The following is a 13,992-nucleotide window of genomic DNA, read 5'->3' on the forward strand; positions in this document are numbered from 1 at the left end:
GTTTTGTCATCACTGACAAAAACAGGCAACGCCTTTTTTATTGCTAAAAGTTGGTTAGCCTTGCACGGCCAGATAAGCCAGAATCTGTAATTCTGTCGACAGATCAACACGGCGTAGGTTCATGCCGGTTGGAACCTTTAAAGGTTTCGGGGCAAAAGACAGCACCGATCGCACGGAATTTTCAGCAAGTACGTAAACGAGATCTTGAGCAGCATCACCAGGGACCGCTAGCACCGCAATATTGATTTCTTCGCGGGCTACTACTTGGGCAAGATCAGCTATTGACTCAACGGTCAGTTCACCGACTTTGTCACCGATTAGGGCAGGGTCAACATCCAAAATGGCTTTGACGTTGAAGCCACGCGAAGTGAAACCCGCGTATCCGCTCAACGCGCGGCCCAGGTTACCGGCACCGACAATCGCTACTTTCCAGTCTTGGTTCAGCCCCAAGGTCCGACTGATGTGTTCAGCCAGTTCTCGCACGACATAACCGACTCCACGCGTTCCATAGGAGCCGAGCCATGAAAGATCTTTACGCAAGATTGAGGGGTTCACCCCAGCCTCTTTGGCCAACACCCCGGAGCTGGTGCGTTCGCGCCCTTGGGCTTCGAGAGTGTTCAACGCCCGCAGGTACTGAGTGAGTCGAGCCAAGGTGGCTTCAGGCAGGACACGAGCTTCAAGCTCAGACATCTTCGTTCCCCTGCACTTTCCAATGGGCTAAGCGAGCACCGCGCATGTTCATGTTTGTGGCAACTGCTAGTTGGTGAGCAGACGCTCAAGCCGTTGTGGATCGATGGTCCAGAAGTCTCGGACCTGTCCGTCAATGAACAGCACTGGAACCTCTTCATGATGCTTTGCCAACAGATCAGGATTCTGATCTATGTCTATCTCAGAAAATTCCATATTCAACCGGCCCGTCACTTCTGCCACTGTCTGCCGAGCGGCGTGACAAAGGTGGCAGTCTTTTCTAACCAACAGTTGAATCTGATGCAAAGTACTCACCTGTCCATAATCTCACGAGCCGTAACCACGCTTGAACTTTAAGATGAAATAAACTGGATCAAATGTCTTCCTCAGAATTTGACTCCACGCAGTCTCAAGCTCCGGCATCGGGTACCGTCGCCGCATTTTTTGATGTGGACAACACCCTGGTTCGCGGTGCCTCGCTTTATCTACTGGCGCGCAAACTCCGTGAACACAAATTCTTCCAATTCCGCGAGATCCTATGGTTCGCGTTGAAACAACTGCGCTATGCCGCCCGTGGCGAGCATTTGGGCGACATCCATCAGATTCGTGACCGTGCGTTGATGATGGTGCGCGGAATCCCGGTGGCCGAAATTGAGCAAATCGGCAACGAGATCTATGACGAGTTCATCGAACCGAAGCTGTGGTCCGGGACCGTGGCCATTGCCCGTCAGCACCTGCATGTAGGTCGCGAAGTCTGGCTGGTCACCGCCACTCCCCTGGAAGTGGCGAATGTCATCTCGGATCGGCTCAATCTTTCCGGCGCTTTGGGCACCGTGGTGGAAAGTAAGGACGGTTTGTACACCGGGGCGTTGGCTAGCCCAATTCTTCACGCAGCCGAAAAAGCGCAAGCTGTTCGGTCCCTGGCTAAGGCTCGCGGGATCTCACTTTCGCGTTCCTGGGCCTACTCGGATTCCTACAATGACGTTCCATTGCTAGAAGCCGTTGGCCATCCTGTGTGCATCAATCCGGATGCTCGGTTACGTGCCTACGCCAAGCGCAGAGGCTGGCAAGTTTACGATTTCCGCACCGGCCAACGAGCCGCCAAGCTCAGCCTGCGAGCAGCCGGAGTCATCGGTGCGCTGTGGGCCGCTAGGCGCTCTATCCTGCGCCGTTCCGGCTCTTAGCAGGGTGTTAGTTACTTCTGGATAAAGCAATCGCCACCGTTTGCAGTTCAACTGCATATCGGTGGCGATGATTGCCTAGCGGCAAAGTGCTCGAAGTAGATTTACTTCTTATTGCGACGCTGGTGACGAGTCTTACGAAGCAATTTACGGTGCTTCTTCTTGGACATACGCTTGCGGCGCTTCTTGATAACAGAGCCCATAATGGTTCCTCACAAACTAATAAATGCGTCAACCCAAAATATCTGCTTGCACGCAAGCAAAAGGACAAGGTTGACCGGACGTTAAACGTTCCTTAATAGATTACCCGCTTTTCGGTCATGCTCTGACCATCGTGCGGACTAACGGCCGTATGAACCAGTACCGTGCTGCGGATCAATAGCCGCGGCACTTAGGTAGGATTCGACAGCGTTCTCCGGTACACGATAGGAGCGACCGAACTGAACGGCAGGCAGATCGCCTGCGTGAATCAGCCGATAAACCGTCATTTTGGAAACACGCATCATGTCAGCCACTTCGGCTACCGTCATGAAACGGGCTCCTGCAAAATTCTGTCTATCCGTCATGCGGGATATTCTCCTGACGCTGATCTCTATTTCGTCGCGTTACTAGCGAAGGTGAACTTACACGACTTTGGATCAACATCGGCGATCAGGTTCACGTTCGCTTTGTCCTAGTCTAATCGCACTTTGGTAACTTTCGCATCACGCAACACTTCAGGGCGCATCTGAATCAAAAATTTTGTTGCTTAATTGAGACAATTCGCGAGCCACGGTCCAATACAACCGGCTGTGACACGCGAGTCGTAATCAAAGGATTCCCCTAGATGACGCCTTGGGCCAGCATGGCGTCCGCTACCTTCACAAAGCCAGCGATGTTGGCACCGGCAACATAATTGCCTGGTATGCCGTACTCGTCAGCGGTTGTCGCACATCGGTCGTGAATGCCCACCATGATCTCGGTCAGACGCTGCTCGGTGTGTTCGAAACTCCACGAGTCACGGCTGGCGTTTTGTTGCATTTCCAGCGCTGAGGTTGCCACGCCACCTGCGTTGGCTGCCTTACCTGGGCCAAAGAGCACCCCGGCTTCTTGGAAGAGTGAGGTTGCAGCAGCGGTTGTTGGCATATTGGCGCCTTCGGCAACAGCAATGGTTCCTGCGGCCACCATCTTCTTCGCGGCACTTTCATCCAGCTCGTTCTGCGTTGCGCAGGGCAGTGCGACGGTTCCAGCAACGTCCCACACGCTGCCAGCTTCAACGTAGTGCACCCTGCTGGTTCCACGGCGTTGTGCGTATTCGGCAATACGTCCGCGCTCAACTTCCTTGATCTGGCGTAGCAGTTCTAGGTCGATGCCATCTTCGTCAACGATGTAGCCGGCCGAGTCCGATGCGGTCACGACCTTGGCACCTAGGTTGGCAGCTTTCTCGATGGCGTGAATGGCCACGTTGCCGGATCCCGAGATGATCACCCGTTGCCCGTCGAAGGACTGGCCGCGGGTCTTGAGCATTTCTTGGGTGAAGATCACGGCCCCGTAGCCGGTTGCTTCCGGGCGAACCAACGAGCCGCCCCAGCTCAGTCCTTTGCCGGTCAAGACGCCAGATTCGTATCGGTTGGTAATGCGCTTGTACTGTCCGAAGAGATAGCCGATTTCGCGGCCGCCCACGCCAATATCACCGGCAGGCACATCGGTGTATTCGCCAATGTGACGGTACAGCTCGGTCATGAGCGATTGGCAGAAGCGCATAACTTCACCGTTGGACTTTCCCCGTGGATCAAAGTCAGACCCACCCTTGCCGCCGCCAATAGGCATACCGGTTAGGGAATTCTTGAAGATTTGTTCAAAGCCTAGGAACTTGACGATGCCTAGGTACACCGAGGGGTGGAAACGCAGTCCACCCTTGTACGGGCCTAATGCGGAGTTGAACTCAACGCGGAAGCCTCGGTTGATTTGGACTCGACCTTGGTCATCAACCCACGGCACACGGAAAATGATCTGTCGTTCGGGTTCGCACAAGCGTTGCAGGATCGCTGCTTCAGCATATTCGGGATGTTTGAGCGATACAGCTTCAAGGCTGTCGAATACTTCGGTGACCGCTTGGTGGAATTCTGATTCTCCGGGGTTACGACGGAAAACTTCATCACGAATCGTTGTTAAGTGCGTATCCAAGTTTCTCTCCTCATCAAACGGGGCAGGAACATGCGCACTGGGAAACTTACCCGTGGCGACACTGTCCCCCTTTCGAGAGTGTCATGGAGAACACACCGAGCTAAAATTTGCCGTTAAAAACCAGAAACACAACCGTAACTTGAAAACTGGGGATCACTTAGCGACGGCGGCCAAAGCGCGGAAGCCGCTCCAAGAATTCTTGAGCACGTCCAGTAACTTGTTCCAGGCCTCGGCCAACGCTGCGGCCAATCTGTTGCGCAGTGGGGTTGGCGGTTGTTGCCAGCTCAGTGCCCGCTTCAGATTCATGGAGTTCTTGTTGCTCTTCGAGTACTTGTTCTGGCAGCAGATCGGCGCACCAACGAACAAGCTGCTCTAGCGCGGAGGTATCGATGCTGTAGATACGGCGCTGCCCGGCAGCGGCCATGCTCACCAGCTGCGCCTCACGTAATACCTTCAGGTGCTTGGATACCGTGGGCTGGGAAATTTCCAGCTCGGTTACCAAAGCGCCCACCGCTTTCGGTTCGCTTTTGAGAGCTTCAATAATTTTGCGTCGGGTTGGTTCTGCCAAAGCCGAGAACACTTCATCAATTGCCACACACATAACCCTAACGGCATATGACCTTCTGGCCATTGATTTCGCCGGGCTATCCACGGTGAAATTCACGGCAATTGCCTAACCGATGAAGTTCAAAGGCTCAGTCAAACCAGGGGTCGAGTCCAAAGAGCGGGAAGATTTCCTTGCGAGTCGCGATGATCGTGCGGTCCACTGGATCGGCTGGATCGTAGCCGACTTCCCAGTTGCGCCACCACAGCTGGGCGTCATCACCCATCAGGTACGGGGTGGCACGACCGTATCGTTCCAAAACATATCGTCGGAAAGTCTCCGGGACATATGTTCTTAGCGGCACGGGCTTCCCGGCGACGATGGCCGTCAGATGAGTCCACACACGCGGGACCACTGCGCTCACGTTGTAGCCGCCACCACCGGTGGCCAACCATCGACCTTCGCAGACCTCATCGGCCAGCTGGGAAATATCCAAAGCGGCCTGACGTTGCGCGTCCACGGAGAGTTTGAGGTTGGTCATGTCGTCGTCACGGTGGGCATCGCAACCATGCTGAGAAACGATAATCTCTGGCTTGAAGGCATGAACCAGCTGGGGAACAATCGCATGGAAGGCGCGCATCCATCCGGAATCCCCGGTCATGGCCGGCAGCGCCACATTGACTGCACTGCCTTCGGCTTGCTTGCCGCCAATATCGTTGGCGAATCCTGTTCCAGGAAATAACGACAGGCCAGATTCGTGGATGGATATCGTCAGTACTCTTGGGTCATCCCAAAAAATTGATTCGGTGCCATCCCCATGGTGAGCGTCAACATCGATGTAGGCAACCCGTTGCACCCCACGGTCGAGCATGCGTTGGATCGCTGCGGCAGCGTCGTTATAGATGCAGAAACCGCTGGCTTTTCTTCGCGCCGCATGGTGCATGCCGCCTGCAAAGTTCACTGCTCGAACGGTACTTTCATCCATTATGGATTGCGCGGCAATCACTGAGCCACCCACAATACGCGCCGAAGCATCATGCATGCCGGCGAAGACTGGATCATCTTCGGTGCCCAAACCAAAGTCTTCTGCAATCAGTGTCGGATCTTCGCTGACCCGACGCACCTGATCAATGTAGGCCTGATCATGCACGGTTGCCACAAGCGCATCACTAGCAATTTCTGGAGCATGGATACTCACGTTTTGCGCGCTCAGCACTTCGAGTTCTCCGCTAAGGCGGTAGGTCAGTTCTAAACGTGATGGGTGCATCGGATGCCAGTCGCTGAATTTGTACTTCAGATACTGTTCATCCCACATGACCATAGTTGGGCGAGGAGCCTGCTGCGGATCTAACACTTTTTCAGGCTACCTGATAGTGATCCAACTCATGAATATATGGCGTATTCGGCCACGCAGTCATTCTTTAGGGCGATATGACAAGCGTTTGGCCCGGGAAACGCGTAAATTACTAGGAGGACTTGAACCTCCACATCTTTATTCCACCCGGCCAGAAGAAACTGCGAGTTATCGATGAGCATAGGCAGTGAACTGGGCCCCAGCGCCCGGGCAGCTGAATTGCGCGAGAAGCGCCGCAAGCAACGATTTGCGTTTCGCGCGAGAATTGCTGACATCACCGTACGCTCCCCCGCGCGCTTAACGCTGAGCGTCTTTCTCTTAGCGATCACACTTTTCACTTCCCTGCTCGCTGCCCCGTTTTCTTCTTCTAAGGGTGAAGTGACTCCCCTGCACGACGCGCTGTTTACCGCAGTTTCTGCGGTTTGCGTGACTGGTCTAACCACCGTCTCCACCGCAGCGCACTGGTCCTTTGTTGGACAGCTGATCATGCTGATCGCTGCATTCATGGGTGGTTTGGGCATTTTGACGCTGGCCTCGATCATGTCGTTGGCCGTCTCACGCAAGTTGGGCGTCCGCGCCAAGCTCATGGCACAGAAGTCCATGGACAGTTCAGGTGCCTCCGCGTTGGGCGAGGTTAGTTCCTTGCTGCGCATCGTGATCACCACGGCCGTGAGCCTTCAGGGACTTATCGCGCTGTTCCTGATCCCGCGCTTCTATGTTCTGGGCGAAAGTTTCCTTTCCTCTATTTGGCACGGGATTTTCTATGCCGTCTCAGCGTTTAACAACGCCGGGTTCACTCCCCACTCAGATGGTTTGGTGCCTTACGAAACTGACCTGTGGATCTTGATCCCTTTGATGGTCGGCGTGTATGCCGGCTCGCTGGGCTTCCCAGTAGTCATGGTCTTGTTGGCGCACAAGTTCAACGTCAAAAAATGGAACTTGCACACCAAACTGACCATGCTGGTCACCACGCTATTGCTCTTTGCTGGCGCGCTACTGTGGCTGGTATTTGAATGGTCCAACCCGCGTACCCTGGGTGACATGTCCATAGGCGACAAGGTCATTCATGCTTTATTTGCCTCGACGATGACGCGCTCTGGCGGCTTCAACTTGGTTGATCAAAATGACATCCACCAGGTGACGGTGTTGCTCACCGATGCATTGATGTTTGCTGGTGGCGGTTCGGCATCCACCGCCGGCGGTATTAAGGTCACCACCATCGCTGTTATGTTCCTAGCAATCATGGCCGAAGTTCGAGGCGACACCGAAGTGACCGCGTTTGGTCGCCAAATTCCCCAGGGAACAATGCGCGTAGCTATCTCGGTAGTTGCGATGGGCGGTTCGTTGGTCATGGTGGCCACCGGCGTTTTGGTCACCATCGATGAGTCTGTTGGTTTTTCCCGTGCCTTGTTCGAATCCATTTCAGCTTTCGCCACCGTCGGATTAAGTACCGGCGTGTCTCAAGAGATGCCACCGGCCGGTAAATACGTACTCAGTATCCTTATGTTTGCTGGACGTATCGGTAGCATCACCCTAGCTAGCGCGCTGACCATGCGCCACCGTAACTCCCTGTTTAGACTTCCAGAAGAGAGGCCGCTCATTGGCTGACAAGAATATAGACCACAATGCCCCAGTTCTGGTGATCGGTCTGGGACGTTTTGGTGCCTCCGTAGCCCAAACGTTGGTCAAGCAGGGCCGAGAAGTTTTGGCCATCGAACGCAGCCCAGAACTCGTTCAGCAGTGGGCCAGTACGCTCACCCACGTGGTCGCCGCTGATGCCACGAACATTGATGCACTACGTCAGCTTGGTGCCCAAGAGTTCTCCTCCGCCGTGGTTGGCGTGGGTACTTCCATCGAGTCATCCGTGCTGATCACGGTGAACTTGGTGGACTTGGGAATTGAGCATCTGTGGGTCAAGGCCATTACCCCTTCGCACGGCAAGATCCTCACGCGCATCGGTGCCAATCACGTGATTTACCCGGAAGCAGATGCTGGGGTCCGTGCCGCGCACTTGGTCGGTGGACGTATGTTGGACTTCATTGAATTTGAAGACGGCTTTGCCATCGTGAAGATGTATCCGCCAAAGGAGACTCAGGGCTTCACCCTTGCGCAGTCCCAGGTTCGTTCTAAGTACGGCGTGACCATTGTCGGTGTGAAATCGCCCGGTGAAGATTTCACGTACGCTGTGCCAGACACCATCGTGACCCGTAGAGACGTGCTGATCGTTTCTGGGCACGTGGACTTGCTAGAAAGATTTGCGGCCCGTCCGTAGGCCATTGCACGGCGCTTGGCACGGATGGAAGAGGCCGGTACCCCTTAGGGTACCGGCCTCACTCATCTTTAGTTGTAAAAAGAAACGGCGATTAGCCTAGTTCCTCGCTGAGCTTGGCCGCACGTGCAGCAGCAGCCTGGGTGCCCGCAGCAATAATCTTTGGGATACCCTGCTCATCAAAAGTAAGGATGGCCTGCTCGGTGGTGCCCTTAGGGCTGGTCACAGCCTTGCGCAGCTCACCCGGGTTAGCGTTCGGATCAGAAAGCATCTTGCCGGCACCGGCAACGGTGGCTCGGGCCAGATCGATGGATAGCTTTTCATCCAGACCCATCGCTACACCGGCGTTAGCCATGGCTTCAGCCAGGTAGAAGGCGTAGGCAGGGCCTGATCCTGAAATCGCCGAGAGTGCATTTTGCTGGGACTCATCGATGACGTGAACGTCGCCGGAACCTGAAAGTAGGTCGCTGACAAGTGCGGTCTGCGTTTCGCTCACGCTTTGAGCTGGGCTCAAGCCAACTACGCCTGCGCCAACCATCAATGGGGTGTTTGGCATGGAGCGAATCACCGGCTGGTCAGCAGGCAAGTGTGCCTGCATGCTTGCCAGGGTGATGGCGGCAGCGACTGAAACGACAACCTTTTCTGCGGTGAGGGATTCGGAAATCTCTTCACACAAGTCAGTAATTCCTACTGGCTTTACACCCAGGAAAATGATGTCGGAGTCGGCGGCAGCCTTAGCGTTGGCCGATGAGTCTTCTTCGCTAACCAGCACGTTGATGCCTAGTTCGCGAAGTTCTGCAGCTCGCTTGTCGCTACGGATGGTGGCGGTGATCAGCTTGGGATCGTGGCCTGAAGCGACAATGCCGCGAAGGATGGCACCATTCATGGATCCGGTGCCGAGGAAGGACAGTTTTAGGTTCTTTGTTGCTTCACTCATAAGTTCATTGTTTCATTGGGTCGTGCTCGGAGCTTGCAGATAAGTGCTCACGAGCAAATTCAAGGGTCTTTCCCAGCCACTCTTCTTTTTGGCCGGTATTCTTTGCCTTGCGCGTGGAGACTTCAACCGCCATGGTTCCTGACCACTGAACGTCCCGCAAATACTGCAAGGTTTCGGCCACGCGCTGTGTTCCTAGGCCCGGTACCAAGTGCTCGTCTTTACCGTTATCAAGACCGTCGCAAAGGTGCACGTGGGTTAATCGCTCACCGAGGTCCTCCACGGCTTGGCGTGAATCGGTATTGGCAATGGCAGCGTGGGAGAAGTCCCACGTGACGTGTTGGTAATTTTGCGGAACTGGGTTCCAGTGCGGCAAGTACATTTTTGCCTCGCGGCCTCGGGCGCGCCACGGGTACATATTCTCCACGGCGATTTTCATCCCGGTGGTATCAACCAGACGCTGGACACCATCGGCGAAGCCTTCAGCGTAGGTGCCCTGCCATCTGAATGGCGGGTGTGCCACTACGACGCTGGCGCCCACTGCTTGAGCCAGGATGACCGAGCGTTCCACTTTGGCCCAGGCCGAACCCCACACCTGCTGAGTCAACAACAGGGTCGGTGCGTGGATGGCCATGATGGGCAGTTGGTACTTATCCATCAATTTTTTGAGCGCGTCAGCGGACTGGCTTGCAGCATTTCCGGTAATCAGGACCTCAATGCCGTCATATCCCACGTCTTTGGCCATAGCGAACGCGTCATGGACCGATAGCGGGTAGACGGACGCGCTGGACAAGGTGACCGGCACCCGGTGAGAACTCTTCTGGTCTTCCATGCCCCTGCCTCCTGTTACGGTGGCGCCCTAGTTCAAGGGCACCTGTATCACTGAGAAACTCTAGCTACTTGGCTCTTTCAAGAACTGGTCTTTTTCATAAGCCAAGGGTACTTCTCCCACACCCACGCTACTACTGAGCGGTGTCGCTGAAGCAAACATCACGTGATCAAAACGGCGCAGCATCAATCCTTCACGAATTGCCCATGGGCAGATTCGGATGGATTTCAGCTTCAACGCGCTCATCGCTTCGTGAGCCACAATGGCGCCAGCTAACAGCTGCGGTGCACGGATCTCTGAGACCCCTGGCAGCTCGGCTCGCTCGGCCCAGCTCATCGCTGTCAGACGGTTAGTCCAGAGCTTTAGCGCGTCACGGTTTAGTACACGTTTCACGTACGGACCTTCATCACTCGGAGCAGCTCCGGTGATGCGGGCCAATGAACGGAAAGTTTTAGATGTTGCCGTGGCCAACGTTGGTTTTCCGTATTGGCGCAGCTCGGTCGAAGGGTCATTCAGGACGTCGCGTACATAGGTACGCAATTCCTTGACCTCTTTGATCGACGGCAAGTCATTCGGCAGCCATTCACGAGTCAGGCGTCCGGCACCCAAAGGCACCGAGAATGCGGCCTGTGGGAATTCGTCGGTGCCATAGGCCAGCTCTAACGAACCGCCACCCATGTCCAGGTTGAGGATAGATTCCGAAGACCAACCAAACCAACGACGTACCGAGTAGAAGGTCATGCCGGCTTCTTCTTCACCGGATAGTTCCATCAAGCTCACACCGGTCTGAGTTTTGACTCGTTCCAGCACACTGGCACCGTTGGAAGATTCACGAATAGCCGATGTACAGAAGGCCATAAAGTCTTCCACCTGATGGCTTCCAGCAAATTTCACTGCTTCATCAATAAATGAAATCAGCTCTTGCTGGCCCTCTTCGGTAATGGCACCGTATTCGTTGAGGTAGCGCACCAAGGACAGTGGACGCTTGTGCGATGCATAGGGAACCGGTCGGGCTCCTGGGTATGCGTCGACGAGCAAAAGGTGAACGGTATTCGAACCGATATCCAGTACACCTAGTCGCATGGTGCGCTCCTCATTTGGCCGAGCAAAAAATTCTAATCAGTCTTTTTTGCGGTCGTCTTTTTGGTCGTAGTCTTCTTTGCTGGCGCCTTCTTGGCGGTGGCTTTCTTGGCCGGAGCCTTCTTCGCGGTACGTTTTACCGGGCCGCGGGCGCGCTTGTCTGCCAGCAATTCGATAGCCTGCTCGCGAGTCAGCTCCTCCAACGACGTTCCTCGCGGAACGGTGATGTTGGTAATCCCATCGGTGATATAAGGACCGAAACGACCATCCTTGACCACGATGTTCTTTTCGCTTGTCGGATCCGCACCGAACTCTGCCAGTGGCGGAACAGCAGCACGGCGACCACGTTGCTTTGGCTGCGAGTAGATCTCCAGAGCTTCATCCAAAGTGATGGTGAAGATCTGATCTTCGCTCTCAATTGAGCGCGAATCGCTACCCTTCTTCAGGTATGGACCAAAGCGACCGTTCTGTACGGTGATCTCTTCACCCTCAGCATCGGCACCCAGCACGCGTGGCAAGCTCATCAGCTTTAACGCATCATCCAAGGTCACCGTCTCAACGGTCATGCTCTTGAATAGTGAAGCGGTGCGAGGCTTAAGCTTGACCGGCTTCTTAGGTGGCTTAGGCTTGCCATTCTTGTAGTACTCCACAGGCTGAGCAGCCAAATCTTCGGCCGTTGGCTCTGGAATGATCTCCGTGACATAGGCGCCATAGCGACCGTCCTTGGCCACAATCGCACGGCCCGTTTCTGGGTCAGTGCCCAGTTCGTTTTCCGAGACCTGCGAGGTAGCAAAGAGCTCTTCAGCCTTCTGTGCAGTCAGCTCATCCGGTGCCAAATCTTCAGGCACGTTGGCGCGCTGTGGCTCGGTACCTTCTTCAGCACCTTCCGGGATGGCACGTTCAAGGTAAGGACCGAACTTGCCCACACGCAAGGTGATGTCATCAGTGACTGGGATGGAGTTGATGGCGCGCGCATCAATGTCACCGAGGTTATCGACTACATGCTTCAGGCCTTCGGATTCAGACTCTGCGCCCTTGCCGAAGTAGAACAGGTTCAGCCAATCGCTACGAGCGCGCTGACCCTTGGCGATCTCGTCGAGGTCATCTTCCAACCGTGCGGTGAAATCGTAGTCAACGTACTTAGCAAAATGCTCTTCGAGCAAACGAATAACAGAGAAGGCAATCCAGCTAGGAACCAAAGCTCCGCCACGCTTGGTGACGTAGCCACGATCCATGATGGTGGAGATTGTTGGTGCGTAGGTTGAAGGGCGACCAATTTCGCGCTTTTCCAACTCAGCAACAATCGAAGCTTCGGTGTAACGCGCTGGCGGGGAAGTTTCGTGGCCCAAGGCCAGAAGCTCATCTCCTGCTAGGTACTGTCCAACACTCAGCTGTGGCAGGCGTGCCTCGGCGTCAGCGGCAGCAGCTTCAATAGCCTGCTCATCCTTGCCTTCTTCGTAGGCTGAAAGGAATCCGCGGAAGGTAATGACGGTACCGGAGGCCGAGAATTCAGCAACGCGGCTATCACTAGCGGTGCCTTGAAGCTTGATGGTGGCGGTAAAGCCCTTGGCATCTGCCATCTGCGAAGCAACGGTACGCTTCCAGATCAGCTCGTAGAGTGCGTTTTCATCCTTGGACAGCGAGGAACGCACATCCTTGGGACGACGGAACATGTCACCGGCTGGACGGATCGCTTCGTGAGCTTCCTGTGCAGCATCGGACTTGGCCTTGTAAACACGTGGCTTGGCTGGCACCGAGTCGGCACCATAAAGTTCGGTGGCCTGCTTGCGTGCGGCGGTGGTTGCTTCCTGCGAGAGGAAGACCGAGTCCGTACGCATGTAGGTGATATAACCGTTTTCATACAGGCGCTGAGCGATCTGCATGGTCAGCTTGGAGCTCCAGCGCAACTTGCGCGAAGCTTCCTGCTGCAACGTGGAAGTGGTAAATGGTGCGGCTGGACGACGTGTGTACGGCTTATCTTCAACCGAGGTGACAGCAAAGTCAGTGTCGGAAAGATTGGTCACCAGCGACTGTGCCGATTCCTGATCCAGGTGAGCGAGCTTGTTCCGCGAAGTCTTCAGTACACCGCGGTCATCAAAGTCACGGCCCGAGGCCACGCGGGCGCCGTCAACGGCAGCGAGCTTCGCTTCGAAGCCTTCGCCTTCTTTAGTGGCAAAGTTGCCTTTCACGTCCCAGTATCCAGCCGGGATGAACGCCATACGTTCGCGTTCACGCTCAACAACCAGACGAGTAGCCACAGACTGCACACGACCTGCAGACAGGCCACGAGCTACCTTGCGCCACAGTACCGGCGAGATCTCGTAACCGTACAGACGGTCCAAAACACGACGGGTTTCCTGGGCATCAACGAGGTCGGTATCCAACTCGCGCATGTTTTCCAGTGCGCGAGAAATACCTTCCTTGGTGATTTCGGTGAAGGCCAGACGACGTACTGGAACTTTGGGCTTAAGCACCTGCAACAGGTGCCACGCGATGGCTTCGCCTTCGCGGTCCGCATCGGTTGCGAGGTAAAGTTCGTCAGCTTCTTTAAGCTTGGCTTTCAGTTCTGAAACGCGCTTTTTCTTGTCTGGATAGACCATGTAGTAAGGCTCAAAGTCATTATCCAAATCAACAGCAAACTTGCCCACCGACGTCTTCTTCAACTCGGTTGGTAGTTCTGATGGCTGTGGAAGATCGCGAATGTGCCCCACCGATGCATCAACGTCAAAGCCCTCGCCCAAATACTTGGCGATCGACTTCACCTTGGCAGGAGACTCCACGATAACGAGTTTCTTACCAGTCTTTTCTTTGGCCTTGGGGGGCACAGCACTCCTTTTAAACAGTCCGGACTTTAGGAGTCTTATTTAGACCCCGAATCAGTCCGCCATCGCAGCTTCGTTCTTTGTGCCTACTCTATAGCCACATTTCCCGATGATCTTACACCGAGG

14 protein-coding genes are annotated in these 13,992 nt (G+C 54.9%); 3 read left to right on the forward strand and 11 right to left on the reverse strand.

Annotation, left to right across the window (positions count from 1 at the left end; translation table 11 throughout):
• Positions 1 to 54: 54 nt before the first annotated feature.
• Together AC1Z3F_RS09575 and AC1Z3F_RS09580 are read right to left on the reverse strand one after the other, a co-directional pair.
• Entirely contained in the window at positions 55 to 690 is a 636-nt protein-coding gene (locus tag AC1Z3F_RS09575; protein WP_131088886.1) for a redox-sensing transcriptional repressor Rex, read from the reverse strand.
• Between the two features lie 66 nt (positions 691 to 756).
• Positions 757 to 1,002: a glutaredoxin family protein gene (locus AC1Z3F_RS09580; protein ID WP_315973789.1), complete on the reverse strand. Its 246-nt coding sequence runs from the start codon at positions 1,000 to 1,002 to the stop codon at positions 757 to 759.
• 62 nt (positions 1,003 to 1,064) lie between these two features.
• On the opposite strand from AC1Z3F_RS09580, the gene AC1Z3F_RS09585 reads away from it, so the two are divergent.
• The gene (locus AC1Z3F_RS09585; RefSeq protein WP_131088887.1) at positions 1,065 to 1,871 is read left to right on the forward strand and encodes an HAD family hydrolase; all 807 of its coding nucleotides are present in this window, start codon (positions 1,065 to 1,067) and stop codon (positions 1,869 to 1,871) included.
• A 101-nt stretch (positions 1,872 to 1,972) separates the two neighbouring features.
• Here the strand turns inward: AC1Z3F_RS09585 and AC1Z3F_RS09590 are convergent, their stop codons facing one another.
• The 5 genes from AC1Z3F_RS09590 to AC1Z3F_RS09610 all read right to left on the reverse strand — a co-directional run bounded on the left by AC1Z3F_RS09590 (position 1,973) and on the right by AC1Z3F_RS09610 (position 5,899).
• Positions 1,973 to 2,071, reverse strand: coding sequence for a 30S ribosomal protein bS22 (locus tag AC1Z3F_RS09590; RefSeq protein ID WP_005504750.1), 99 nt, complete (start codon positions 2,069 to 2,071; stop codon positions 1,973 to 1,975).
• Positions 2,072 to 2,209: 138 nt separating this feature from the next.
• Positions 2,210 to 2,434: a helix-turn-helix domain-containing protein gene (locus AC1Z3F_RS09595; protein WP_131088888.1), complete on the reverse strand. Its 225-nt coding sequence runs from the start codon at positions 2,432 to 2,434 to the stop codon at positions 2,210 to 2,212.
• A gap of 256 nt (positions 2,435 to 2,690) precedes the next feature.
• Positions 2,691 to 4,034 (reverse strand): NADP-specific glutamate dehydrogenase, encoded by a 1,344-nt coding sequence (gdhA, locus tag AC1Z3F_RS09600; protein WP_483565613.1) that lies wholly within the window; start codon positions 4,032 to 4,034, stop codon positions 2,691 to 2,693.
• A 157-nt stretch (positions 4,035 to 4,191) separates the two neighbouring features.
• The gene (locus AC1Z3F_RS09605) at positions 4,192 to 4,629 is read right to left on the reverse strand and encodes an ArsR/SmtB family transcription factor (protein WP_131088890.1); all 438 of its coding nucleotides are present in this window, start codon (positions 4,627 to 4,629) and stop codon (positions 4,192 to 4,194) included.
• Positions 4,630 to 4,729: 100 nt separating this feature from the next.
• On the reverse strand, positions 4,730 to 5,899 hold the full coding sequence (locus AC1Z3F_RS09610; protein WP_483566952.1) for an acetoin utilization protein AcuC: 1,170 nt from the start codon (positions 5,897 to 5,899) through the stop codon (positions 4,730 to 4,732).
• Positions 5,900 to 6,106: 207 nt separating this feature from the next.
• Between AC1Z3F_RS09610 and AC1Z3F_RS09615 the strand changes: the two genes are divergently transcribed.
• A complete protein-coding gene (locus AC1Z3F_RS09615) occupies positions 6,107 to 7,540 on the forward strand; it encodes a TrkH family potassium uptake protein (protein WP_131088891.1) in 1,434 nt (477 codons plus the stop codon).
• Complete coding sequence (locus tag AC1Z3F_RS09620; RefSeq protein WP_131088892.1) at positions 7,533 to 8,204, forward strand: potassium channel family protein; 672 nt, start codon at positions 7,533 to 7,535, stop codon at positions 8,202 to 8,204. The genes AC1Z3F_RS09615 and AC1Z3F_RS09620 overlap by 8 nt, the downstream gene beginning before the upstream one ends.
• 91 nt (positions 8,205 to 8,295) lie before the next feature.
• On the opposite strand, the gene proC is transcribed toward AC1Z3F_RS09620, so the two are convergent.
• From proC to topA, 4 genes are read right to left on the reverse strand one after another with little or no spacing between them, the layout of a single operon-like run.
• Entirely contained in the window at positions 8,296 to 9,138 is an 843-nt protein-coding gene (gene proC / locus AC1Z3F_RS09625; protein ID WP_262199550.1) for a pyrroline-5-carboxylate reductase, read from the reverse strand.
• A gap of 4 nt (positions 9,139 to 9,142) precedes the next feature.
• On the reverse strand, positions 9,143 to 9,967 hold the full coding sequence (locus AC1Z3F_RS09630) for a sugar phosphate isomerase/epimerase family protein (RefSeq protein ID WP_262199549.1): 825 nt from the start codon (positions 9,965 to 9,967) through the stop codon (positions 9,143 to 9,145).
• A 60-nt stretch (positions 9,968 to 10,027) separates the two neighbouring features.
• Positions 10,028 to 11,047, reverse strand: coding sequence for a Ppx/GppA family phosphatase (locus tag AC1Z3F_RS09635; protein WP_131088895.1), 1,020 nt, complete (start codon positions 11,045 to 11,047; stop codon positions 10,028 to 10,030).
• Positions 11,048 to 11,079: 32 nt separating this feature from the next.
• Positions 11,080 to 13,869 carry a type I DNA topoisomerase gene (topA, locus tag AC1Z3F_RS09640; protein ID WP_483565614.1) on the reverse strand — a complete coding sequence of 930 codons (2,790 nt, stop codon included), beginning with the start codon at positions 13,867 to 13,869 and terminating at the stop codon, positions 11,080 to 11,082.
• Between the last annotated feature and the right edge of the window lie 123 nt (positions 13,870 to 13,992).

This window comes from Glutamicibacter sp. MOO4 (assembly GCF_056934395.1).

Bases quoted from the DNA above. Each gene is read 5' to 3' on its own strand.
- AC1Z3F_RS09615 (WP_131088891.1), top strand. From the start codon at position 6,107: ATGAGCATAGGCAGTGAACTGGGCCCCAGCGCCCGGGCAGCTGAATTG.
- AC1Z3F_RS09590 (WP_005504750.1), bottom strand. From the start codon at position 2,071: ATGGGCTCTGTTATCAAGAAGCGCCGCAAGCGTATGTCCAAGAAGAAG.
- AC1Z3F_RS09585 (WP_131088887.1), top strand. From the start codon at position 1,065: ATGTCTTCCTCAGAATTTGACTCCACGCAGTCTCAAGCTCCGGCATCG.
- AC1Z3F_RS09595 (WP_131088888.1), bottom strand. From the start codon at position 2,434: ATGACGGATAGACAGAATTTTGCAGGAGCCCGTTTCATGACGGTAGCC.
- proC (WP_262199550.1), bottom strand. From the start codon at position 9,138: ATGAGTGAAGCAACAAAGAACCTAAAACTGTCCTTCCTCGGCACCGGA.
- AC1Z3F_RS09610 (WP_483566952.1), bottom strand. From the start codon at position 5,899: ATGGTCATGTGGGATGAACAGTATCTGAAGTACAAATTCAGCGACTGG.
- AC1Z3F_RS09630 (WP_262199549.1), bottom strand. From the start codon at position 9,967: ATGGAAGACCAGAAGAGTTCTCACCGGGTGCCGGTCACCTTGTCCAGC.
- AC1Z3F_RS09635 (WP_131088895.1), bottom strand. From the start codon at position 11,047: ATGCGACTAGGTGTACTGGATATCGGTTCGAATACCGTTCACCTTTTG.
- AC1Z3F_RS09575 (WP_131088886.1), bottom strand. From the start codon at position 690: ATGTCTGAGCTTGAAGCTCGTGTCCTGCCTGAAGCCACCTTGGCTCGA.